Source organism: Vibrio kagoshimensis, assembly GCF_050337535.1.
Classification (GTDB): Bacteria; Pseudomonadota; Gammaproteobacteria; order Enterobacterales; family Vibrionaceae; genus Vibrio; species Vibrio gallaecicus.
In genome coordinates this window covers 1-24,254 of record NZ_JAKJSZ010000030.1, presented here as the reverse complement: position 1 = coordinate 24,254, position 24,254 = coordinate 1, and the positions used below count along the sequence as shown (strand labels likewise).

At 42.7% G+C, this 24,254-nt stretch carries 20 protein-coding genes, 1 rRNA gene and 1 riboswitch; of the genes, 12 read left to right on the top strand and 9 right to left on the bottom strand.

Features of this window, described 5'->3' with window-relative positions; all coding sequences use genetic code 11:
* Positions 1-167 precede the first annotated feature (167 nt).
* Positions 168-602: an Hsp20 family protein gene (locus tag L4C37_RS20960; protein WP_137375436.1), complete on the top strand. Its 435-nt coding sequence runs from the start codon at positions 168-170 to the stop codon at positions 600-602.
* Between the two features lie 119 nt (positions 603-721).
* On the opposite strand, the gene L4C37_RS20955 is transcribed toward L4C37_RS20960, so the two are convergent.
* The 4 genes from L4C37_RS20955 to glyQ form a co-directional block, all read right to left on the bottom strand.
* The gene (locus tag L4C37_RS20955; protein WP_273293814.1) at positions 722-1,972 is read right to left on the bottom strand and encodes a valine--pyruvate transaminase; all 1,251 of its coding nucleotides are present in this window, start codon (positions 1,970-1,972) and stop codon (positions 722-724) included.
* 248 nt (positions 1,973-2,220) lie between these two features.
* Positions 2,221-4,308, bottom strand: a complete 2,088-nt coding sequence (locus L4C37_RS20950; RefSeq protein WP_429769840.1) for an alpha-amylase — start codon at positions 4,306-4,308, stop codon at positions 2,221-2,223.
* Between the two features lie 201 nt (positions 4,309-4,509).
* A complete protein-coding gene (glyS, locus tag L4C37_RS20945; RefSeq protein WP_429769838.1) occupies positions 4,510-6,576 on the bottom strand; it encodes a glycine--tRNA ligase subunit beta in 2,067 nt (688 codons plus the stop codon).
* A gap of 2 nt (positions 6,577-6,578) precedes the next feature.
* Positions 6,579-7,493, bottom strand: coding sequence for a glycine--tRNA ligase subunit alpha (glyQ, locus tag L4C37_RS20940; protein ID WP_137375440.1), 915 nt, complete (start codon positions 7,491-7,493; stop codon positions 6,579-6,581).
* A gap of 209 nt (positions 7,494-7,702) precedes the next feature.
* A riboswitch (yybP-ykoY riboswitch) is annotated at positions 7,703-7,905 on the top strand.
* A gap of 27 nt (positions 7,906-7,932) precedes the next feature.
* Between glyQ and L4C37_RS20935 the strand changes: the two genes are divergently transcribed.
* From L4C37_RS20935 to L4C37_RS20920, 4 genes are all read left to right on the top strand, one after another.
* Positions 7,933-8,487, top strand: a complete 555-nt coding sequence (locus L4C37_RS20935; protein WP_137375441.1) for a TMEM165/GDT1 family protein — start codon at positions 7,933-7,935, stop codon at positions 8,485-8,487.
* Positions 8,488-8,758: 271 nt separating this feature from the next.
* Entirely contained in the window at positions 8,759-10,426 is a 1,668-nt protein-coding gene (locus tag L4C37_RS20930; RefSeq protein WP_429769835.1) for an ABC transporter substrate-binding protein, read from the top strand.
* Positions 10,427-10,627: 201 nt separating this feature from the next.
* Complete coding sequence (locus L4C37_RS20925; RefSeq protein WP_137375443.1) at positions 10,628-10,888, top strand: hypothetical protein; 261 nt, start codon at positions 10,628-10,630, stop codon at positions 10,886-10,888.
* A gap of 106 nt (positions 10,889-10,994) precedes the next feature.
* Positions 10,995-12,329, top strand: a complete 1,335-nt coding sequence (locus L4C37_RS20920; RefSeq protein WP_429769833.1) for a helix-turn-helix domain-containing protein — start codon at positions 10,995-10,997, stop codon at positions 12,327-12,329.
* 31 nt (positions 12,330-12,360) lie between these two features.
* Here L4C37_RS20920 and opgC read toward each other — a convergent pair whose 3' ends face one another.
* Together opgC and tusA are read right to left on the bottom strand one after the other, a co-directional pair.
* Complete coding sequence (gene opgC, locus L4C37_RS20915) at positions 12,361-13,470, bottom strand: OpgC domain-containing protein (protein WP_429769831.1); 1,110 nt, start codon at positions 13,468-13,470, stop codon at positions 12,361-12,363.
* A gap of 97 nt (positions 13,471-13,567) precedes the next feature.
* Positions 13,568-13,816 carry a sulfurtransferase TusA gene (gene tusA / locus L4C37_RS20910; protein WP_137375446.1) on the bottom strand — a complete coding sequence of 83 codons (249 nt, stop codon included), beginning with the start codon at positions 13,814-13,816 and terminating at the stop codon, positions 13,568-13,570.
* A 149-nt stretch (positions 13,817-13,965) separates the two neighbouring features.
* Here tusA and L4C37_RS20905 point away from each other — a divergent pair, with 149 nt between their 5' ends.
* The 3 genes from L4C37_RS20905 (at position 13,966) to yiaA (ending at position 15,914) form a co-directional block, all read left to right on the top strand.
* The gene (locus L4C37_RS20905) at positions 13,966-14,151 is read left to right on the top strand and encodes a hypothetical protein (RefSeq protein WP_137375447.1); all 186 of its coding nucleotides are present in this window, start codon (positions 13,966-13,968) and stop codon (positions 14,149-14,151) included.
* A 232-nt stretch (positions 14,152-14,383) separates the two neighbouring features.
* Complete coding sequence (locus L4C37_RS20900; RefSeq protein ID WP_273297128.1) at positions 14,384-15,334, top strand: LysR family transcriptional regulator; 951 nt, start codon at positions 14,384-14,386, stop codon at positions 15,332-15,334.
* Positions 15,335-15,455: 121 nt separating this feature from the next.
* Positions 15,456-15,914: an inner membrane protein YiaA gene (gene yiaA, locus L4C37_RS20895; protein ID WP_429769829.1), complete on the top strand. Its 459-nt coding sequence runs from the start codon at positions 15,456-15,458 to the stop codon at positions 15,912-15,914.
* A 110-nt stretch (positions 15,915-16,024) separates the two neighbouring features.
* Here yiaA and acuI read toward each other — a convergent pair whose 3' ends face one another.
* The 3 genes from acuI to fadB all read right to left on the bottom strand — a co-directional run bounded on the left by acuI (position 16,025) and on the right by fadB (position 20,625).
* A complete protein-coding gene (gene acuI, locus L4C37_RS20890) occupies positions 16,025-17,005 on the bottom strand; it encodes an acrylyl-CoA reductase (NADPH) (protein WP_137375450.1) in 981 nt (326 codons plus the stop codon).
* 258 nt (positions 17,006-17,263) lie between these two features.
* Positions 17,264-18,427: an acetyl-CoA C-acyltransferase FadA gene (gene fadA / locus L4C37_RS20885; RefSeq protein WP_137375451.1), complete on the bottom strand. Its 1,164-nt coding sequence runs from the start codon at positions 18,425-18,427 to the stop codon at positions 17,264-17,266.
* A 26-nt stretch (positions 18,428-18,453) separates the two neighbouring features.
* On the bottom strand, positions 18,454-20,625 hold the full coding sequence (gene fadB, locus L4C37_RS20880) for a fatty acid oxidation complex subunit alpha FadB (protein WP_429769826.1): 2,172 nt from the start codon (positions 20,623-20,625) through the stop codon (positions 18,454-18,456).
* Between the two features lie 227 nt (positions 20,626-20,852).
* Between fadB and L4C37_RS20875 the strand changes: the two genes are divergently transcribed.
* The 4 genes from L4C37_RS20875 to L4C37_RS20860 all read left to right on the top strand — a co-directional run.
* Positions 20,853-21,476 (top strand): YigZ family protein, encoded by a 624-nt coding sequence (locus tag L4C37_RS20875; protein ID WP_171735864.1) that lies wholly within the window; start codon positions 20,853-20,855, stop codon positions 21,474-21,476.
* 34 nt (positions 21,477-21,510) lie between these two features.
* Positions 21,511-22,968: a TrkH family potassium uptake protein gene (locus L4C37_RS20870; RefSeq protein WP_137375454.1), complete on the top strand. Its 1,458-nt coding sequence runs from the start codon at positions 21,511-21,513 to the stop codon at positions 22,966-22,968.
* Between the two features lie 9 nt (positions 22,969-22,977).
* Positions 22,978-23,505 carry a menaquinone-dependent protoporphyrinogen IX dehydrogenase gene (gene hemG, locus L4C37_RS20865; RefSeq protein WP_429769824.1) on the top strand — a complete coding sequence of 176 codons (528 nt, stop codon included), beginning with the start codon at positions 22,978-22,980 and terminating at the stop codon, positions 23,503-23,505.
* A gap of 564 nt (positions 23,506-24,069) precedes the next feature.
* Positions 24,070-24,254, top strand: a 16S ribosomal RNA gene (locus L4C37_RS20860); the annotation flags it as partial.

The window sequence follows — 24,254 nt, the reverse complement described above, 5'->3', positions numbered from 1 at the left end:
GCACACAATTTAGATATTGATTCATGGACATGTCCCAGAGTTGTCACTAAAGAAAGTGAAACCCGTGGAATGCCAACTGAATCTCTTAGTTGATTACTGGATCACGCACAGACTCGATCCCAGTAATATTAACAGCTAAGACTATTGCTTACTAAAAGGATAGCATTATGAGAACTGTAGATTTCACTCCACTATACCGCAACGCAATTGGCTTCGATCGTCTAGTTAATATGATGGAAGCAAATACTTCAAAGAACACTTCTGGTGGCTACCCGCCATATAACATCGAGCAAAAAGACGAGAATAAATACCGTATTACCATGGCGGTTGCTGGTTTTGCTGATGAGCAATTAGATCTGACTCAGAAAGAGAACATGCTGATTGTAAAAGGTGAGCGCAAAACAGAAGAAGAGAAAACTTACGTTTATCAAGGTATCGCAGAACGTGATTTCGAACGTAAATTCCAACTGGCTGATTATGTAAAAGTGGTAGGCGCAAGTATGGAAAATGGTCTTCTACATATCGACCTAGAACGTGAAATCCCTGAAGCAATGCAACCACGTAAGATTGCTATCAATGGTAAAAGTTTACTAGAAGGCTAAGTGTTATACGTTCATTTGAACTAAAACGTATCGGGAAATAAGAGTGAAAGAGCACCATGTAGGTGCTCTTTTTAATTTCTATAATCTTGATTTATATAGGTTAGGTCCAACAAGAAAACTTAGGCTTGTTGATAAGCTTTTTTCACTTCTTCAGCAATAATAGCAATGCCTTTTTGCATAGCCTCATCGTCTTGCACGTAGTTCATTCTTAGACACTGGTGTGCGTGTTCCCAGTCGTCCTTTTGACCAATGAAGAAGTACTCCCCAGGTACGATTAAGACGCCACGAGCTTTCAGGCGATCGTATAGTTCCATGGTAGTGATTGGTAGTTCGTCAAACCATAGCCACAAGAATATAGCGCCTTCTGGTTTATGGATTCTAAATCTCGGATCAGTAATCGCTTGTTGCAATAACTCGACAGCGCGTAAGGATTTTTCTTTATAGAAAGGTTTAATGACATCTGTACTTAACCGTAACAAGTCATCTTTTTCAATCATATGATTGGCAATAGCTGGTCCTAAGCTACCGGGTGCTAAGCTAATAATGCCATTCATATTAGTCAGTGCTTGAGTGACTTCTTCATTCGCGATAACAATGCCACAGCGCACGCCAGGTAAACCAAGCTTAGATAAGCTCATACATAAAATTGTGTTTTCATTCCAAAAGGGTTCAACGTCTTCAAATATGATATTTGGAAACGGCAGACCATAAGCGTTATCGATTAATAGCGGGATGTTATTCTCGCGTGCCAGCTTATCGAGTTTATGCACTTCTTCGTCTGTTAAAACGTTACCCGTTGGGTTGGTGGGGCGAGAAGCACAAATTGCAGCGACTGACTCATCCACTTTTAGCTTTTCAAAATCTACATGGTATTTAAATAAGCCATTATCGAGCAGCTCAATTTCAGGGTGGTATGACACAAAAATATCATCATCAATACCAGCATCACCATATCCAATATATTCAGGCGCTAAAGGCAGCAGGATTTTTTTATGAGATCCATCGGTTTGTTGACCGGCTAATAAGTTAAATAGGTAGAAGAAGCCACTTTGGCTACCGTTGGTTAGGCTGATGTTCTTTTCGCTAATATCCCAGCCATAAGTGTCTTTAAGCAATTTAGCTAATGACTTTACGAAGACGTCTTTTCCTTGAGGACCATCGTAATTTGCCATTGCTGCAACAAGCTCTCCACTGGCGAGCATTTCTGCACTGGCTTGGTTGAAGTAATCGAGCATGGCTGGGATGGCGGCAGGGTTACCACCACCGAGCATGATGGCGCCAGGAGTTCGTAGACCATCATTTAGGTCGTCCATTAGACGCGTAATACCAGAATATCGATTAAATTTTTCACCAAACTTAGAGAATTGCATTGCGTTTTATACCTAATTCATTGTGATTGCTTGTTATATTTTATTTGCCAGACCAAATGTCTGCCATCAGTGTAATCCTTGAACATACCGCAATGCTTTTGCGACGCAAAGCCCGAAATGCTCTAACACGTAAAAAATTTCTATATGGTAGGTTTTGAAGGTTTGTTTACTGTGCGAAAAAGGCTTTGGATAAAAAAGGAGAAGCCAAAGCTTCTCCTTTAAATTTCGTGTGTTTTACTCTGGTTCCGCTATTTTGAACCTGTATAAACAACTAATACCTTGTCATCTTTATACTGTCTTTCAAAGGCGTAGTACCCTCCGTGGTTACGAATAATATGCTTTCCTTGAGCTACGGCTGGGTGACGTTGACGGAATTGACCAAGTGCTTGCCAATGTTGCAGTAATTGGGCTCTTTCACCCGTAATTTGATCCCATGGCATATCCGAGCGAGTACCTTGCATAGGATCTGAACCTGTCGGACCGAAATCGCGAGCAATTTCATCTCCGTAATAAAGCTGTACCGCACCAGGTGTCAGCATTAAGGCATTGGCTGCCTTGGTTTGTTTAGCGAAATCACTGCCGTGTTGTGTCCAGAATAGTGAAGTATCATGCGATGATAGATAGCTGAGTACGTTGAACTGACTGTCGCCGTTGATCTTTTCTGCATAACGACGGTAATCATTATCAAGGTCAGACAAACATTTGAGGGCTTTTGGTGCTACATCGCTTTGGAATTCAAAGTTGATGATCGAATCAAAACCATTATCGTAATAATCTGATTTCACCACGCTGTGAGCCCAAACTTCACCCGTCATCCAAAATGGTAAGTCATCCAGCGCTTTATCTGGGTTGTTTTGTTTCCACTCTGCGAGTGCTTGGTTGGTACTTTCTTTCAGTTCCGCCCATGCCTCTAGCTCTACGTGCTTAGCGGTATCAACTCTAAAGCCATCGACTCCGTATTCACGTACCCAGTCAGACAACCAGGTAATAAGGTGTTTACGCGGTGTTTGTAGATCGTTGCTGGCATTGGTTTGTTTATTGGCGAAGAAATTCGGTTGCCCTGTTTTTTCCGTTGATTCTGTTTTTAGATCTGGCAGGTGTGCTAATGACATAGTGATGTTGTTGTAGCCCGGAGAGTCATAAGCCCCAATATCGCTGCGTAACCATGCTTTACCCCACCATTTCTCCCATGCTTCTTTATCGCTGTATGAAATGTAGTTATTGAAGTAGTGCCAATTTTGTCCTTCTTTTGGCTGCCAATCTGTCCATTTTTCACCAAGTGCTTTGCGAGCTTCAGCATCTGTTAAATTCAGTTTACCGAAGCCGAATTCTTGCATATCGGCAAGCGTGGCGTAGCCTGTGTGGTTCATGACCACATCCCAAATTACGCGGATACCTTTACTGTGCGCAGTATCGATGAAAGTTTTTAGATCGTCTTCAGTACCCATGTTGTCATCAAGTTTGGTCCAATCTTGATGGTAGTAGCCGTGATAACCATAGTGTTTGAAGTCACCTTTGTCACCACCACCGACCCAGCCGTGAATTTGCTCTAAAGGAGAGGTTATCCAAATAGCGTTTGCACCAAGCGATTCTATGTAGTCGAGCTTTTCTGTTAAACCAGCTAAGTCACCACCATGAAAAGTACCTATTTCATCTTGAGCATCTTGGCTGCGACCATAGCTGTTGTCGTTGTCTGGGTTGCCGTTGTGGAAACGGTCGGTCATGACAAAATAAACTGTAGCATTATCCCAACTAAAATCCGGCTTGGCTTTGGTTTCTACTTTTTCTAGTAGTAATACACCTTGACTGTTTTCTGCTGGCTGCATGGTGACGCTACCATTGGTGACAGTTGCTTGTGAACCAGAAAGCGCGTCTCTCACAAGAGTGCCGTCATCAAAAGTTTTTGCCACATTGATAGTCGTGGGTGAATCACTTGGAACGGGGCATGTGAAGCTTTGGACTTCTTTCTGTTTTGGTTTGATCTTAACCGTGAGTTCATTAGTTTGTGGGTTTAATGTGAACTGGTAGGTATTAGGGCGAAATACTTTTATGTTGATTTCAGATTTTTCGGCGCAATCGTCTAAGCGAAGGGGTTTATTGAACTTGATGCGACTTTCTTCAGCTAGAGCGTAGTTGGTACCACAGGTTTGCTGAGCATCACCGATAGAAAAAGCATAACTGCCTTTTGCTAGCTCATGTTCTGCTAATAACGTGCCTTGTCCTGTCGACTGAAAGGTAAGAGTCTCGTTATCTATGGTGAGTAATAAGTTGTTGTCTGTGGTTTGGCTGCATGCGCTGAGTGCGAGAATTGAAAGCGCGAGTGTTGTTTTTTTCATTGTGTCCTTCCCCGAATAAACAGGACATTTATAACAAATAAGGGGACCTACAGTCTGAGTGCTAATTCATTCGGTTATCTAATATTACCTCTACAAATAATTACTCAGTTCACAAAAACAAAAAGGGAAGCTTTCGCTTCCCTTTGGGTGTTTATCTTTAGTTGCTTAAAGCATAGCTTCGATCAACGGTCTCTTTCGTGCTTACTTTTGCAGTAGAGAGATGTCAGCAATCTGTAGGAACAGGTTACGTAGGTTGTTCAGCAGCGTTAGACGGTTCTTCTTAAGCGCTTCGTCATCAGCCATAACCATTACGTTATCGAAGAATGCATCAACAGGTTCACGTAGATCAGCAAGCTTGCTTAGGGCTTCTTGGTAGTTGCCTGTTGCGAATGCTGGTTCTAGTGCTTCCGTCATTACTTCAACGTTTTCAGCCAGTGCTTTCTCTGCGTCTTCCTGAAGAAGAGTTAGGTCGATTTCTGCTGGTAGCTCGCCATCGAATTTCGCAAGGATGTTACCTACACGCTTGTTCGCTGCTGCTAGTGCTTCTGCTGCTTCCAGTTCACGGAAGTGAGAAACCGCTTTAACACGTTGGTCAAAGTCAGCTGGCTTAGTTGGACGACGTGCTAGTACTGCTTGGATGATATCAACGCTGAAACCAGCATCTTGGTACCATGCGCGGAAACGACCTAGCATAAAGTCGATAACGTCAGCTTCTACGTTTTCGTTAGTCAGCTTGTCGCCTAGTAGCTCTTTCGCTTTACCAATAAGATCGGTTAGGTCTAGGTTGTAGCCGTTTTCAACGATGATACGTAGCACACCTAGTGATGCACGACGTAGTGCGAATGGGTCAGAACCTTTTGGTGCTTGGCCAATACCGAAGATACCTACGATAGTGTCTAGCTTGTCTGCCATTGCGACTGCAGAAGAGATACCAGTACTTGGTAGTGTGTCACCAGCGAAACGAGGCATATATTGCTCGTAAAGTGCTAGTGCAACTTGCTCATCTTCACCATCGTGAGTTGCGTAGTGCATGCCCATCACACCTTGAGTATCCGTAAATTCGAATACCATTGATGTCATTAGGTCACACTTAGCCAGTAGACCTGCGCGCTTAGACTTTTCAACGTCAGCATCGATTTGCTCGGCAATGTAGCCAGCTAGTTCTGTGATGCGGTCTGTCTTGTCTTTGATAGTACCCAGCTGCTTCTGGAAGATAGCTTGGTCTAGTTCAGCAAGACGGTCGATAAGCGGACGCTTACGGTCTGTGTTGAAAAAGAATTCAGCATCCGCTAGACGCGGGCGTACAACTTTCTCGTTACCTTCGATAACGTGGCGAGGCTCTTTAGACTCGATGTTAGAAACGAAGATGAAGTTTGGTAGAAGGTTCTTATCAGCGTCATACACTGGGAAGTACTTCTGGTCACCTTTCATGGTGTAAACCAAAGCTTCAGAAGGCACTTTTAGGAATTCTTGCTCAAACTTAGCAGTAAGAACAACAGGCCATTCAACCAAAGAGGTAACTTCTTCAACAAGGTCATCTTCTAGGTCAGCAATACCGCCAACCGCGTCTGCTGCTTTTTTAGCATCAGCAAGAATGATTGCTTTACGCGCTTCGTAATCTGCCATTACTTTACCACGCTCTTCTAAGATCGCAGGGTATTGGTCAGCAGAGTCGATTGTGAACTCTTGTTCGCCCATGAAACGGTGACCACGGATAGTACGAGCAGAAGCTACACCTAGGATTTCGCCTTCAACAAGCTCATCACCTAATAGTACTGTCAGTGTTTTCACTGGACGGATAAATTGAATGTCTGAGTTACCCCAGCGCATTGCTTTAGGAATCGGTAGACCAGCTAGTGCTTTCGCAGCAATGTCCATCACCAATTCTTGAACTGGTTTACCAGCCACTTCTTGTTTGAAAAGAAGCCACTCGCCTTTGTCTGTTTTCAGACGGTCAGCTTGGTCAACAGTAATACCGTTACCACGAGCCCAACCTTGTGCTGCTTTAGTTGCGTTACCTTCTGCATCGAATGCTACAGAAATAGCAGGACCACGCTTCTCAACCACTTTATCTGCTTGACCTTCAGCCAGTGCCGTTACTTTAAGTGCTAGACGGCGAGGTGCTGCGTACCACTTGATGCCTTCGTGAGAAAGCTCAGCAGTTTTAAGACCCGCTTCAAAGTTAGAAGCAAAGGCTTCTGCTAGAGAACGAAGTGCTGTTGGTGGAAGCTCTTCCGTACCCAGTTCAATTAGAAAATTCTTCGCCATGATTATTTATCCTTCTTACACATTGGGAAGCCAAGAGCTTCACGTGACGCGTAGTACGCCTCTGCAACTGATTTAGTCAGGTTGCGGATTCGAAGGATGTAACGTTGACGCTCTGTTACAGAGATAGCTTTACGCGCATCCAGGATGTTGAATGCGTGACCTGCTTTTAGAATGCGCTCGTAAGCTGGAAGCGGAAGTGGCTTCTCAAGCTCAAGTAGCTCTTTACACTCTTTCTCGCACTGATCGAAGAAAGTGAATAGGAAATCTACGTCTGCGTGCTCGAAGTTGTACGTTGATTGCTCAACTTCGTTTTGGTGGAAGATGTCACCGTAAGTCACGTTTGAACCGTCTGGTGCCACGTTCCATACAAGGTCGTAAACTGAATCTACTTCCTGGATGTACATTGCTAGACGTTCGATACCGTAAGTGATCTCACCCGTAACAGGCTTACACTCAAGACCGCCAACTTGTTGGAAGTAAGTGAATTGAGTCACTTCCATACCGTTTAGCCATACTTCCCAACCAAGACCCCAAGCACCCAATGTTGGGTTTTCCCAGTTGTCTTCTACGAAACGAATATCGTGAACTAATGGGTCGACACCTAGCACTTCAAGAGAACCTAAGTACAACTCCTGGATATTATCTGGAGAAGGTTTTAGAGCTACTTGGAATTGATAGTAGTGCTGCAGACGGTTCGGGTTTTCACCGTAACGACCATCGGTCGGACGACGAGAAGGTTGAACGTATGCCGTAGACATTGGCTCTGGGCCAAGTGCACGTAGACATGTCATTGGGTGAGAGGTGCCAGCACCTACTTCCATATCCAAAGGTTGTACAATAGTACAGCCGTTTTGAGCCCAATAATCCTGCAGCGCGAGGATCATTCCCTGGAAGGTTTTGATATCGAATTTTTGCATAGTCAGTTCGCGCGATTCTTCTGAATAATTAATAAAAATAGCTATTGAGTATAACCAGATATTGGTAATGCGAGTAGGGGTAATCCTGTTTAATTAGTGGTCTAAAATGTCGTTTAGTGGATTTTTTTGCCTTTAATCTTCGTTTTTCGGGTTAAGTGGATTTTTTAGCGAGTTTGATGCTTGTTTTTGAATGCTTGGGTGATTAAAATCGCGCGGTCTTTGGGGAGTAGCTTACTTATTCATGTTCCTAATTGAGTAGGTTCGTTCGTCAACATAATTGGTGCACATCACCATGGCGTTCGAGACGAGATATCGATGATAAAAATACAAAAACGTCGATACCGTTTAGCAAGACCTTAGACAAACATCGTGAACCGGGGTGGGGCGCGAGGTTTGTCTTTGGTTTTAATATAATAATCCTCGCCCCAATGAGCATGTCGTGAGCGTTTTAGCAATTTCAATTACCACCGTGGCTTTGGCCGAGATCGGTGATAAAACTCAATTATTATCCCTTTTATTAGCCAGCCGTTACCGGAAGCCTTTTCCGATCATTGCGGCAATCTTCTTAGCAACCATCGCTAATCATGCCCTTGCTGCATGGCTAGGGGTTGTTGTTGCCGATTACTTATCTCCTGAAATTTTGAAATGGGTCTTAGTGGTGAGCTTTGTCATCATGGCGGGCTGGATTCTCATTCCAGATAAGTTGGATGACGATGAAAGTATTTCTAACCGCGGTCCATTCGTGGCGAGTTTTATTGCTTTCTTTATTGCCGAAATAGGTGATAAAACTCAAATCGCGACATCGATTCTTGGAGCTCAATATTCTGATGCGTTGTTGCTCGTCATTATTGGTACAACGATTGGCATGCTATTAGCCAATGTACCCGTAGTCGTGCTTGGAAAAATGTCCGCAGATCGATTACCACTCGACTTAATTCGTAAGATCACCGCTAGTTTATTTATTGCCTTAGCCATTGGTGCGGCTGTTCTGTAATCTGCTATTTTGTGGTCACTCGCATCTTGAATTATTCATGGGTGAGTTAAACTTTGTTACAAGTGTTGTAAGGTTACACCGTTGATCTTGCAATACTTGAACTGAGTCGATGAAGCGCTTCTAGTCTGTTGTGAAATGGTGTGGATTTCATATCAAATAATTATTAAATCTATAACTTACAATTAGTTGCTGTTTTTTATAGAGGGTGATCAAATTGATATGCTATTGAGTTGTGGTTATTTTTCATGCAATTGAATAACGGAATATCATTATGAAAAAAACACTCCTGTTTAGTGCCATCATGTCTGCTTTTGCTTTTTCTGCGCAGGCAAGTCCAGATCTCGATAACCTATCGCAACTCACCATTATTCCTAACCATAACGCATCTTTAATCCGTAACTTTAACCCTTATGCTGTTTCTCGTATGCATACTGCTCGGGATTTCATGTACGAACCATTAGTTGTGTTTAATGAGTTAAAAGGCAACGTTCCTGAATACCGCTTAGCCACAGACTTCCGCATGAGTGAAGACCTGTTAAGCATTACGTTTGATTTGCGTAAAGGTGTGAAATGGTCTGATGGTGAAACGTTTGATGCTGACGATGTTGTCTTCACGTTTGATATGGTTCGAAATTACCCATCACTTGATGACCGCGGTATTAACAATAAAATTAAATCCGTTGAGAAGTTGAATCAGTATCAAGTTCGCTTCCATATGAAAGAAGTGAATACCAACGGTACTTATGAAATAGTTCAGGTTCCCGTTGTTCCTGAACACCAATGGAAAGAAGTAAAAGACCCTGCTGAATATTTGAATCCAAACCCGATTGGTACTGGTCCTTTTACTGAATTACCTGTGTTCACTCCAACGCTTTTCGTACAATGTCGAAACCCGAATTATTGGGATAATTCGAACTTGGATGTAGATTGTTTGCGTATTCCTCAAATGAACCACAATGACCAAGTCTTGGGTGAGTTGGTTAACTCTCGAATTGATTGGGCGGGTTCATTTGTTCCTGATATTGAGAAAACCTTTGTCGATGTCTCCCTTAACCATGGTTATTGGTACCCGCCAGCGGGCACCCAATCTTTCATGTTTAATTATGCTTCAAAAGATCCTGTTAAGCATAAGGTACTGAATGATGTTCAATTCCGCCGTGCGTTTTCTATGGCGTTGGATCGTCAGTCACTGATTGATATCGCTAACTACGGTAACGGTGTTGTGAATGATTTCGCTTCAGGTCTAGGGTATGCCTTTGAAGCTTGGTCAGATGAAGCAGTGCACGCTAAATTCAAACCATTCATGACCTTCTCGCAAAAGAATGCGAAGGCACTACTGGCAGAGGCTGGATATAAAGATATTAATGGCGATGGCTTTGTTGAAACTCCGCAAGGTGAAAAGTTTGAACTATTGATTCAATCTCCACAAGGTTGGACGGATTTTAATAATACCGTGATGCTTTCTACCGAGCAGCTGCATCAAGTTGGCATAAATGCAAAAGCAAGAACGCCAGACTTTTCTATTTACAACCAGTCGATGCTGTCTGCTGAATATGATGTGGCTTACACCAATTACTTCCATGGACCTACACCGCATAAATATTGGGACAGTGCGTACCACTCTCGACTTCAAGAGTCTGAAGGCATGCCAAGGTTTGCCATGCACCATTGGAAAAATGATCGACTTGATACCTTGTTAGATAGTTTTTACAAAACCGACGATCACTCGAAGCAGCAAGATATTGCTCATGATATTCAAGCGTTGATTGCGGAAAACCAAGTGACAGTGCCAGTGATTTCTGGCTCGAATTTCTATCAATACAATACCCTGAGGTTCACAGGCTGGTGGACAGCGGATAACCCTAAAGGTCGTCCAATGGTTTGGGAAGGTACTCCTGAACGTTTGCTGCATGTTTTAGATTTAAAACCAAGGTCTTAAGCTAAAAATATCAGTAAAGTATTATCTTTGAGCCTCAAAATCGCCTTGAGGCTTGGAGATAAATTCGGGTAAATGGGTGTTATCAAATATTCGAAATAAGGAGTATTCGAACGTGATGGCTGACATATAATTGTCATGATTCGCGTGGTAGATTAGAAGCAGAAATAGTTCAATAATCCTAGCAGCGAGAGGGCTTTAATTATGCTTACACGTTATATGGGAATGACTCCACAGAGCCAAAGTTATTTGTTTACTTTTGGTCTTAGTCTGACGTTATTGGGTATGGTATTGACTGATATGTGGCTACCAATGGTAGCGGGCTCGATGATCATGACGGGTTTAGCAGTAGAAGCCTGGATTCGGGTTGCGCATATTATTCCAATGCACCAAGAATTACGCTCAATGAATAAACAGATTGAAAAGCTTCAATCACAAGTGCGTAACTTAGAAGACAATGAATAAATGAATGGCAGCCTTAGGGTTGCCTTTTTATTATAAATTTTGAAGTGTTTCGTAAAGTGTTTTCAGTGAGATTGCTTGAGGCTATTGCTTTGCTGATACTGCTGTTATGCGACAGTTCCCTTTCATTTTTCGTATCTTAGAAGCCGTAGAAATTCAGCTACCTAAAAAGCTGGATATTGATGCGTTGTCATTAATACTCAAAGTCAGTCGATGGCACTTACAGCACGAGTTTAAACGATTCACTGGGATCAGTGTTGGGCGTTATTACCGGCTGCGCTTACTCACGTTAGCGATAGAAGCGATTGCTCACTCTGACCGTCGGATTATCGATATCGCGCTTGATTTCGGCTTTGAATCGCAAGAAGCATTTTATCGTGCGGTGAAGCAGGCGTTTACCGTTTCTCCTAAACATTTTAAGCGCGATCCTACCTTAGCTAAACTTGTCGGGGTTCCTAAGATCGATTCTAATTATCTGCAATTTTTCCAAGTGATGTCAGAACATCCTCCAGTGGAAGAAATGTTTGAGTCGCAGGAACTTGTGGGTGTTCAGCAAAACTTCTCTTCGGTGTTTTTTAATTCTCAAGCCTTATCCAACAAGGTGACTCTATTGTGGGATAGCTTCAATAAAGCCACGCATGATTGGCAGCATGAAGGTCGCCAATATTATGTTTTGGAGTATCGTAATAATTGTTCTGGGCGGTCAGGGCAATTTCAAATGCTAGCGGTATGTGATGGCGATGAAGAGCCATCTAATCAACCATTAGCGAATATTGAGTTAACGGCTCGAACAATGTGGCGTTTCTCCCTACCTAATAGCATGTATATTTCTGCGCTGTTTATTTACCTTCACCACGTCTATTGCTACCAACATAAATTGACCTTAAATCGACTTCCTTATGTGTGGAAACTGGAACAGTCAGGTGGTTTACAATTTCGCGTTGAGTTGAAACCTACCTTAGAGTTAATCGATCTCCCATCAAGTATTCACCATCTTGGGAAAGATTTGATCTTAAAACCCGAACAATCTGGTTGTTTAGATATTCATACTATTCCTGGCAATTTGGTTCAAAAGAGCCAGCGTTTAGCTTACATCCTTGAAAAATATAGTGGCTGTTTATCGGCTGTGAATACAGGACAAGTGCAGTTGCTTATTGGTCGTGCTGACAGTGATGGCTATACAACCAGCCATGACTATCAAGTGAGTCGTTTTATTGAAGAAAAATCCGATCGTGCCGTAAAGGTGGAAGCGGGAAAATACTTGAAGTGCGTTTTGATAGGGACATTAGCCAATATAGGGGAAAGCTTGGATAGTCTTTATTACTCTCATTTGACAGAGTCGAGATATGTTTTGGTACAAGGCTTTGAGTGGATAACCTGCGCCGAAGAAAGATCAAACCATGAATGGTATATCGAGTTGCTGATCCCAGTTGCAAAGCGCTAACTGGGATAATTGCTGATTGAAATAGTCGATGTTAGTTGCTTTCTTTCTCTACGACTAGTTTGGGGCTTTTGTTTCGTTCTCTGATTAAGGCTGGCACGAAAATAAGCAATGAAACGATAACTAAGCACACTGTGATGTTTGGCTGGAAATCAAAGAAGCCTAATGCAATTGGGGCAACCGAAAAAATAACAACGTAATGCCATGAGAAAACATAAAGCGAATGTCTACCGAGTAAAGCTAATGGTTTAAAGGTTAAAGCTTGTGGCCATTGATGAATAATATAACCGAATAAATAGACTAGTAAGAATAGGTTAAAGATTCTCAGCCAGCCCAGTAGAGGCTTATCTGCTAGTTCGTACAGGGTTCCTTGATGAATGCCATACTGAGCAAAAATATTTCGCTGAAAAAGAAATAATACTAGAGCTATGATACTGACTAAAAGGGTAATTGCTGGGTGCTTAAACCAATTGATAGGTTGATGTCGTGAGCAGTAACCAAGGCATATCCCCGCGACGAATAGCAGTTGCCATGCCAGCCAGCTAAAGTAGCCTGTGTTAATCGTACCTTCCGCGAAATAAAGAGTCAGCAATGTGGAGAGATCAAAGTAACGACTGCCTAGCCACAACAACACACTGATTGTGATTACCCAATAAATACGCTTTTTCTTTAATTGGCTGATGATTAATGGCGATATCAGTAAGAAAGCGACGTACATAGGTAGGATGTCGAAGTATGGAGGCTTATGCAGCAGCGTAAAACTGGCGACCAGTGTTGGTACAGTATTCCCGATTAACCCTGGAAACAGCTCACTATAAAAAGTATTGGCGGGTTGTGAAAAAGAGATATAGCAGTAAGCGATAGTGAGAACAGCAAGAATCGCTATCAAGTGATAGATATAAAGCTGCTTTGCTCGTGTTAATAATTTCTTTTTGTTTGATGCGGCATCAGCACCGGTATAGATGAGCCCGACCATCAGCCCTGAAACTAAAATAAATCCTTCCGCAGCACCTACTTGACCAAAAGGCTGCAAAGTTATGAGTTGAATATTAGCCCAACCAACGGTTATCCATATAAAGTGGTTGATGGTCATGATGAGCAGCAAAGCGCCGCGAATGGTGTCGATTGAATGGTTACGTTGCATAGTGTTTCCTCCCTTAGTCATGACAGAGTATGGGGAGGAACATAAAAAAACTGACTAATTGTGTGGTGCTTGAATGAATCGCGACACTAACGAAACTTTATAGCATTCCTTTCTTAATCAAATATTGATAAGGCAATTGTTCCGTTTGTACGCCAACAAGTTGGTGATCCATAAATCGGCAAAAGCTTGGAATGTCTCGGGTAGTTGAAGGGTCGTCCGCTTTGACCAGTAACACATCGCCATCCTGCATATTTCGAATCGTCTTCCTGACCATCATTACTGGTTCTGGGCAACGTAGCCCTTCAGCTTCTAAAGTGTGTGTTGCGAGTTCAGGGTTGAATATCATGGTTTGCTTCTCTATGTGCTTCTGAGCAGAGAATGATACGTCCGCAGAAAAAATATGCAATAAGTGCTTGGCAAGCTGAATTATTTCCTATAAATTAATTAACAAGTTGATAACAACTTGCAACAATGACAACTAGCTAAGGAGTGGCGATGTTGACAGCACTAGACAGACTTACGATTTATTCGGTTCTCTGCTTTATTTCTTTTTGTGCATTAGTTTTACGCACACCTGCAGAGGCTTCACTTACACCTTTAATTGGTGTGGTGGTAACACTTGGTGGCATTTGGGTTGAAATGCGCCGCTGGCAGAGTACGCCAGAAGAGCAAGAACATTAATTTAATAAACTTTGTTTTTAAAAGCTGATTTTTTAAGTCTTTTTTAAAAACCGTTTTTAAAGCATTGAAGGCAGATTTTAGATATTTAAAGCTACAGCGATTTAACTTAATTCCGATACGACTACATTCCGACACTATCCCCAGTTTTCTTGGGCTTCCCCGCTTAAATGCGGGATTTTTTTTATCTAAAGCATGCTATAAAAGACTGGTGTATGCATTTAGGTAATTGAGTGTGGAACTAGAAGATATTTATCGTCGAGACTTAAATTTGCTTGTGGCTTTGAAGGTCTTAATTGAAGAAGGCAGTGTAAGCCAAGCTGCTATTCGCCTGAACTTGAGCCAATCTGCGACCAGCCGAGTTCTAGGTCGACTTCGAGATTTACTCGATGACCCTTTATTTACTCGCCAAGGTCAGCGTTTAATTCCAACCAAAAAAGCACTAGAGATCAGCCAGCGTATTGATCAACCTTTGGAATCGTTTCGCCAATTACTGACCCCAAGTGACTTTAACCCATACTATTGCGATGAAAGATTTGTTATTGCGACGACCGATTATGCAATGCAGACCATTTTGCCTTACGCATTGCCGAAGATTTATGAGTTAGCCCCTAACATTTCTTTAGAGTTTGCCCCGCTTCAACATGAGCACTTATTCAAGCAATTAAGTACAGAGCGTGTGGATATGGCGATCTGCCGTCCAACAGGCCCCGTGACGCCTTTACATCAAGAAATTCTTGGTCCTGTTGGTGTGTCTTGTTTGTTATCTAAAAATCATCCGTTAGCCGATAGTACTTTAACGTTAGAAGATTATGTTTCTTTGCCACATGCGATGATAGCCATCAGTGATGGGGTAAAATCCTTGCTAGATAATGCTCTAGTTAATCAAAGACCAAGAAAAATGGCGCTACGTGCTTACCACCTTGAAGCTGCGTTAGCGATTGTCGACAAGATGCCTTTAGTTATCACTGTTCCTGCGGATCTAGCGTATCTAGTTGCCGATCGTTATGACTTAGTGATTAAGCCTCTGCCCTTTGAATTTGTGCCGTTTGATTATTCACTCATTTGGCATTCACGTTGTGATTCCTCTGATTCACAGCAGTGGTTAAGGCGTGTTCTCAAAGAAGAGTGTGGGGAGCTAATCGAAAAGCGTATCGAAGATATAGGTTTTTTTAATCGCAACTAGGTCATGTCTATATATGTAATTGACATTATTAATAATGATTAATGTTTCCCAGAGTTGGTAAGGTTATTTGATTTTGTTTTTCTAGCTGCCTAATTTACTCATTTCTAAGGAGAGATGTGTAATGGAACAACCATATCAAAAACCAACGGCTGCTTTTGTTGCGTCGGCATGGGGTGCGTTTATTATCGGGGCTGGAGCCTATTTATTTGGTTTGTGGTATTCCGCAATGGAGTTGAATGAAAAGGGATACTATTTATCGTTATTGCTGTTTGGCTTGTTTTCAGCGATTTCATTACAAAAGACGGTACGCGATAAGCTGGAAGGGATTCAAGTGACTTCGATGTATGTCATGAGTTGTCGGGTGGCTTTGGCGGCAGCTATTATTTTGTTTGCAATTGGATTGAGAAATGCAGAGCTAGCATTAAGTGAGAAAGGCTTTTTTGCCATGGCTTTTACGTTGGCTTTGTTTGCCGTGATTACGATTCAGAAGAATGTTCGAGATATTGCCGCTTGCCCAGAGACAAAAGTAACAATGTTTGATGATGAGGCTGAACAGGCTCCACAAAAAAGCAGCGATTAAGCTGCTTAATTCAATAGAGATATCATTAAGGCTAAGTACTGTTTTGCTTAGCCTTGATCTTTTAGAACGGACTAGATTCTAGATCTTAATAGCTCTCGATCTTAATAACACTAGATTTTAATAACAACGCGACCAGTAATTTGACCGTTAGTGATGTCTTCTGCTGCTTGAATCGCTTCATCTAAAGAAACTTCTTTAGTCGCTTGAGCGTAGAAAGATTCAGGTAAAAGCTCTGCCAGTTGTTCCCAAGCTTTGATGCGTTTTTCACGTGGACACATAACAGAGTCCACACCTTGTAGGCGAACATTACGTAGGATAAATGGCATTACGGTTGTTGGTAAGTCGAATCCGCCAGCTAGGCCACAAGCAGCTACTGCACCGTTATAGTCCACTTGAGCCAATACTTTTGCCAACACTTTGCTGCCTACAGTATCAATAGCACCAGCCCATAATTGTTTCTCTAATGGTTTTGCTGGTTCTTCAAGCTCCGCACGTTCAACAATGCGAGAAGCGCCTAGTGATTTTAGCAACTCTCCATTTTCTGAAGCACGACCTGTTACCGCGGCAACTTTATAACCGAGTTGATTTAGTAGGGTAATAGACACGCTACCAACACCACCACTTGAACCTGTTACTAATATTTCACCATCTTCTGGTTTAATGCCTGCATCCACAATCGCTTGAACACAAAGCATTGCGGTAAAACCAGCAGTACCAATAGCCATTACTTTTTTAGCGTCTAGTCCTTTTGGCATTGGTACTAACCAATCACCATTTAAGCTCGCCTTTTCAGCCATGCCGCCCCAGTGACCTTCGCCTACACCCCAACCAGTTAGAACGACTTCATCGCCTTCTTTGTAGCGAGGGTCATCTGATTGAGAAACCACACCAGAAAGGTCAATACCAGGAACCATCGGGAAGTTACGAACAATGCGCCCTTTGCCTGTTATTGCTAAGCCATCTTTGTAGTTAAGAGAAGAGTAGTTAACGTCAATTTTTACGTTACCTTCCGGCAGCTGTGCTTCATCAATTTGAGAAACTGCCGCGATGGTTTTTTTATCTTCTTGGTTTAATACAAGTGCTTTAAACATGATCTGCTCCATGGGAGGAATATTAGGAATCTGCCAATAACTTTAGACGACAAATCAGAGAAAAAATAATGAAACTTCAACATTAGATTTATGCGTTTTATGCATAGAGTGTAAGTGGATAAATATGGTTAATAAAAAGCGCAACCATGAAATCATGAGTTGCGCTCTCGATGTGGCTTGCAGTGAAGCCTTATTTATCCGTGCTGCTTAGCTTAAGTGCAGTTTAGCTTAAGCGCGGGTTTTCCAAGGGCATGTGAACTAAGGGCGTTCAAATACCGTTGCGATGCCTTGCCCTAAACCAATACACATAGTCGCTAAGCCGTACTTCACGTCTTGTGCTTCCATTAGGTTAATCAAGGTCGTAGAGATACGAGAACCCGAACAACCTAGTGGGTGACCCAGCGCAATTGCACCGCCGTTAAGGTTTACTTTCTCGTCAACCACATCCAGTAAGCCTAAGTCTTTCGCACAAGGTAGAGACTGAGCAGCAAATGCTTCGTTAAGTTCGATAACGCCCATATCTTCAATACTCAAGCCTGCGCGCTTAAGTGCTTTTTTAGTTGCAGGGACAGGACCATAACCCATGATGGATGGATCACAACCTGCAATTGCCATCGACTTTACTCGAGCTCGAATCTTAAGACCAAGGGCATTGGCTTTTTCTTCGCTCATAATAAGCATTGCAGAAGCACCATCGGATAATGCTGATGAAGTACCTGCTGTTACTGTCCCGTTAGCTGGGTCAAATACTGGGCGAAGCTGTGATAAACCTTCAACGGTAGTTTCTGGACGAATTACTTCATCGTAATCGAGCGTAAACAGTGAGCCGTCTGCTGCGTGAGCTTCTGTTGGTAGGATTTCGTTTTTGAAACGACCTTCGACAGTTGCAGCTTGTGCGCGAGCGTGTGAACGCGCCGCAAATGCATCTTGGTCTTCACGGCTAATGCCGTGCATTTTTCCTAGCATTTCTGCGGTTAAGCCCATCATACCTGCGGCTTTTGCTACATTCTTTGACATACCTGGGTGGAAATCTACACCGTGATTCATTGGGACATGGCCCATGTGCTCCACACCGCCAATCAGGCATATTTCAGCATCACCCACCATGATAGAACGGGTTGCATCATGCAGAGCTTGCATAGATGAACCACATAAACGGTTTACTGTTACTGCGCCAATCTCAATCGGTAAGCCAGCTAGAAGCGCCGCATTACGTGCAACGTTAAAGCCCTGCTCAAGGGTTTGTTGTACGCAACCCCAGTAAATGTCTTCGATTTCTGAAGGGTTAACTTCTGGGTTACGTTCTAAAATGCCTTTCATCAAGTGCGCAGATAAGTCTTCAGCACGAGTGTGACGGAAAGCTCCACCTTTGGAGCGTCCCATTGGGGTACGAAGGCAATCAACAACAACTACATTATTCATTTTGTTATTCCTTTTCCAAATGTGGGTTACAGAGAACTGGCTTGTTGGGCGTCATAAAAGCTTTCACCTTTCGCTGCCATATCAAGCAATAGTTGAGGAACTTGGTACATTGCACCTAAGTCTTGGTAGCCTTTCGCCATTTCAACGAAGTTACCAATACCCACACTGTCTAAGTAGCGGAATACGCCGCCTCTAAATGGAGGGAAACCTAAACCGTAAACCAATGCCATATCTGCTTCTTGTGGAGAGGCGATAATGCCTTCTTCCAAACACAGTACTACTTCATTGATCATTGGAATCATCACGCGCTGGATAATGGTTTGGTCATCAAATTCTTGTGGTGATTGGCAAACATCAGCGAGTACTGGAAGAATGTCTGCAGAGAAGGTTTTCTTAGGACGACCGCGTTTATCTACGCTGTAGTTATAGAAACCGCTGCCATTTTTCTGACCATATTTATCAGCTTCGAATAGAGCATCAATGGCATCACGACCCTCTTTGCCCATGCGCTCAGGGAAACCTTGAGCCATTACAGCTTGCGCGTGATGTGCAGTATCTAAACCAACCACATCAAGTAGGTAAGCAGGTCCCATTGGCCAGCCGAATTTACGCTCCATCACTTTATCTACTTTAGTGAAGTCTGCACCATCACGTAGCAACATACTAAAGCCGCCAAAGTATGGGAAAAGTACGCGGTTAACAAAGAATCCTGGGCAGTCATTAACAACGATAGGTGATTTACCCATTTTCGCTGCGTAAGCAACTACACGATTAATCGTTTCATCTGAAGTGTGCTCACCTCGGATTATTTCCACTAAAGGCATGCGATGTACTGGGTTGAAGAAGTGCATGCCACAGAAATTTTCTGGGCGCTTTAGCGACTTCGCCAGTAAGTTAATCGGAATTGTTGAGGTATTCGATGTTAGAACGGCGTCTTCGCTCACGTGGTTTTCTACTTCGCTAAGCACCGCTGCTTTTACTTTCGGGTTTTCAACCACGGCTTCTACAATTACGTCAGATTGTTCAATGCCGGCATAATGTAGGCTTGGAGTAATAGAAGACAGAATACCTGCCATCTTGAACCCGTCTAAGCGACCGCGTGATAAGCGTTTGTTTAGCAGCTTAGAAGCTTCATTCATGCCGAGATCAAGCGATGCTTGTGCGATATCTTTCATCATCACAGGCACGCCTTTTAGCGCTGACTGGTAAGCAATACCGCCACCCATGATGCCAGCACCTAGTACGGCAGCGCGTTCTGTAGCTTTGTTTGCTGATTTTCCTGCCTGCTTAGCAAGCCCTTTGATGTACTGGTCATTTAGGAATAAGCCAACCAATGCTTTTGCTTCTTCGGACTTAGCCAGTTTCACGAAATGTTTGCGTTCGATATCAAGAGCAGCATCGCGATCGCTTCGAGCGGCTTCTTCAATAGCAATAACCGAAGTGATAGGGGCTGGATAATGAGGACCTGCTTTTTGAGCAACAAGGCCCTTCGCCATGGTGAAACTCATCATGGCTTCGAGTTTGCTTAATGACAGTGCCGATGTTTTTTGCTTACGGCGAAGTTGCCAATCCAGTTGTTCGTTTGCAGCCAAAGAAACGGTATTGATTGCTGATTCTAGTAATTGGTCTGTTTCGACTATTGCATCGAGCAAGCCAATCTTGAGTGCTTCATCTGCTCGGCATGCTTTACCTTGAGTGATGATTTCCATTGCGCTGTCTGCGCCAATAACTCGAGGTAATCTTACACAACCACCAAATCCAGGCATGATGCCAAGTTTTGTTTCGGGTAAACCAATGCTGGTGGTCTTGTCACCGATACGGAAGTCAGTGGCAAGTACACACTCACATCCGCCGCCAAGGGCATGACCGCGCATCATTGAAAGGGTTGGAACAGGAAGGTCTTCGAGTTTGCTAAAGATTGAGTTGGCGAATCTTAACCATTCATCAAGTTCTGCTTCTGGCTTAGCAAATAAGCCTAGGAATTCAGTGATATCAGCACCGACAATAAACGCATCTTTGTTTGAAGTTAATATCAAACCGCGTAAGCCAGAGTGGGCTTTTAGGGCGTCTAGTGCTTGGTCTAGGGATTCTAAAGTAGCAAGGTCGAGCTTATTTACGGAAGCTGGAGCGCAGAAGCTCAGCTCTGCTATTCCATCTTGTAATTCCTTTACCTGTAGGGTGTTAGCTTGGTAAATCATTGTCTATCTCCATGACATACAATTCGTGATTGCGTGAGAGAATTTTTGTTATATTGATTACGTTACTGTTCTTCTGGTTAGACCAGTGTTTTTAGTGTGAACTTGAGATTGGTTAAATTCAATACATTTTTTAAACAATTGTTTAACATTGTGCGTTAGGACAGATCTCTAACTGTTATCTTTTCTGCGTGATACACTTTGCCGACCTTAGTGAAAAAGCCAACAATATGAATGACCAGCCGTTTCTCGTGCCTTTGGAATCCGCGCGTTTTGAAGAAGAAATAAAGAAGAGTGTTTTCATCACTCATTTAGCCCATACACCAAGTGTAGAAGTTGCTAAAAAATTTATAGAGCAAATCAAACAAGAACACTCATCAGCAAGACATAATTGTTGGGGTTTTGTCGCGGGTCGCCCAGAAGATTCAATGAAATGGGGCTTCAGTGATGATGGTGAGCCGTCAGGTACTGCAGGCAAGCCTATTTTGGCTCAGTTGTCTGGTTCTGGTGTCGGAGAACTGACTGCCGTAGTCACGCGATATTCAGGTGGAATCAAACTTGGGACGGGTGGTTTAGTGAAAGCGTATGGTGGTGGAGTGCAACAAGCTCTCAAGCTGCTTCAAACTATCGAGAAAAAAATAACCACAAATCTACGGCTAGAGTTAGACTATGGATTCATGCCAATCGCACAATCAATAATGACTCAATATGATGCGCAAGAAGTGCATGCAAATTATGGAGTTCAAGTTGAGTTGGTGATTGAAATAGAACTTCGTCAGGTTGAAGCGTTTACGCAGACCGTGATTAATAAAAGTGGTGCTAAGGCACTGGTCTCGAAAATCAAAGATAACTAGGAAGTTTGAAGCTTTTCGCTTCGGTCAATCACTCATGCAATTTCGTTCAATTATTCGAATCGTCGGGTTACTGCTCGCTCTCTTCAGTGTTTCAATGCTTGCACCAGCTTTGGTTGCGTTGATCTACCGAGATGGCGCTGGTGTTCCCTTCGTTACTACTTTCTTTGTACTGCTATTTTTCGGTGCATTAAGTTGGTTTCCCAACCGCCGACATAAACATGAATTAAAAGCTCGAGATGGCTTTTTGATCGTCGTTTTATTTTGGACGGTAATCGGCAGCGCGGGTGCTTTACCTTTCCTCATTGCTGATAACCCCAACGTTTCAGTTACTGATGCCTTTTTTGAATCTTTTTCTGCTCTAACAACGACAGGGGCAACCGTCATTGTAGGGCTGGATGACCTCCCTAAAGCGATTCTTTTCTATCGCCAGTTTTTGCAGTGGTTTGGTGGTATGGGGATCATTGTACTTGCCGTCGCTATTTTGCCTGTTTTGGGTATCGGTGGTATGCAGCTATATCGTGCTGAAATCCCCGGTCCAGTAAAAGACAGCAAGATGACTCCGCGAATAGCAGAAACAGCTAAAGCGCTTTGGTATATCTACCTAAGTTTGACTATTGCTTGTGCGGTTGCATTTTGGTTAGCGGGAATGAGTGCGTTTGACGCGATCAGCCATAGCTTCTCAACTATCGCGATTGGTGGGTTTTCTACTCACGATGCGAGTATGGGATATTTTAATAGCCCTGCTATTAATATGATTACCGTGGTGTTCCTTCTTATATCTGCGTGTAACTATTCACTACATTTTGCGGCCTTTGCTTCTGGTGGTGTACACCCTAAATATTATTGGAAAGATCCAGAGTTTCGCGCTTTTATCTTCATACAAGTTGTCTTGTTTCTTGTCTGTTTCTTGCTGTTACTTAATCATCATTCCTATGACTCTTATTATGATGCGTTCGATCAGGCACTTTTCCAAACCGTTTCCATTTCAACCACGGCTGGATTTACGACGACAGGTTTTTCCGAATGGCCACTATTCTTACCGGTGCTTTTGCTTTTTTCTTCTTTTATAGGAGGATGTGCAGGTTCAACGGGCGGTGGCATGAAAGTAATACGTATTTTACTCCTGACTCTGCAGGGCGCTCGTGAAATGAAACGTCTTGTTCACCCTAGAGCTGTTTATACAATCAAAGTTGGAGGCTCAGCATTACCACAACGAGTGGTGGATGCTGTTTGGGGGTTCTTTTCTGCTTATGCACTTGTTTTTGTTGTTTGTATGTTGGCCCTTATTGCAACAGGCATGGATGAGCTGAGTGCTTTCTCTGCTGTAGCGGCAACATTGAATAACCTTGGCCCTGGTCTTGGCGAGGTTTCTGTTCACTTTGGCGATGTTAATGACAAAGCAAAGTGGGTATTGATTGTTTCTATGCTTTTTGGGCGCTTGGAAATATTTACTCTATTAATTCTACTTACACCTACGTTTTGGCGTAGCTAAGGAACCATTGTGGAAAAAGCTTTATTTCTATATTCAAGCCGAGAAGGTCAGACTAAAAAGATTCTGCACTATATAGAAGAAGAATTAAAAGACTTTGAATGTGAAGTGATGGATTTGCATTTGGTCGATGAGATTGATTTTACACACTATGACAGAGTGCTGATTGGTGCCTCCATTCGTTATGGTCACTTGAACAAAAAGCTGTACCAGTTTATTGGAAAGAACTTAAAGCAACTCCAAACGCATAATGTTGCGTTCTTCTGTGTCAATTTAACTGCTCGTAAAGAGGACCAAGGTAAAGATACACCAGAAGGAAGTGCGTATATAAAGACGTTTCTTAAAAAGTCGCCGTGGCAGCCCGCATTAATAGGCGTATTTGCAGGAGCCCTTTATTACCCGCGTTATAAATGGTTCGATAGAGTGATGATTCGCTTTATTATGAATATGACGGGTGGGGAAACGGATACAACCAAAGAAGTTGAGTATACAAATTGGAATAAGGTCTCTCTTTTTACCGATAAATTTCGAAATCTGTAGTGGTAAAGCTTATTTATAAGGCGTTTTGACTGGTTTTTAGTCGAACAGATAAAAAGATAAGAAAAACGTAAAAAAAGCCTTGCCAACGTGACGCCGATCTCTATAATGCGACCTCGTTGGAACGGGAAGGCTTCTTAGGAAACCAGAACGAATTAACCCGTCAAATTAGCCAAGCCAAGCGCTTGAAAGAGTTTTGAAAAAAGTGGTTGACACTAAAACTCAAATAGCTAAAATGACCGTCCGATTTGAGCGAAGCTCAAAAAGGAAAAGCTCTTTAACAATTTAAACCTATCAATCTGTGTGGGCACTCGTTGATGAATATCAAAATTTGTTTTGCATTAGCAAAGCAAGATTTCCTCGGAAATCAATTTGGTTTCAATGAACTGAGTGACCAATACAAAATTAAGTTTACTTAATTTTGGCACAGTCAATTCATTACCATTCTGTTCCTATTTATTTAAGAAGAGAGGGGTAATAGCTTTAGAATTACATGTTCCYGTTCTTTTTYGAAAGAGTGGTGAATATTAGTTTTGAAGTCAGTATTCATTGAGCCGACAARATCTTAAATTGAAGAGTTTGATCATGGCTCAGATTGAACGCTGGCGGCAGGCCTAACACATGCAAGTCGAGCGGAAACGACAACATTGACTCTTCGGATGATTTGTTGGGCGTCGAGCGGCGGACGGGTGAGTAATGCCTAGGAAGTTGCCCGGTAGAGGGGGATAACCATTGGAAACGATGGCTAATAC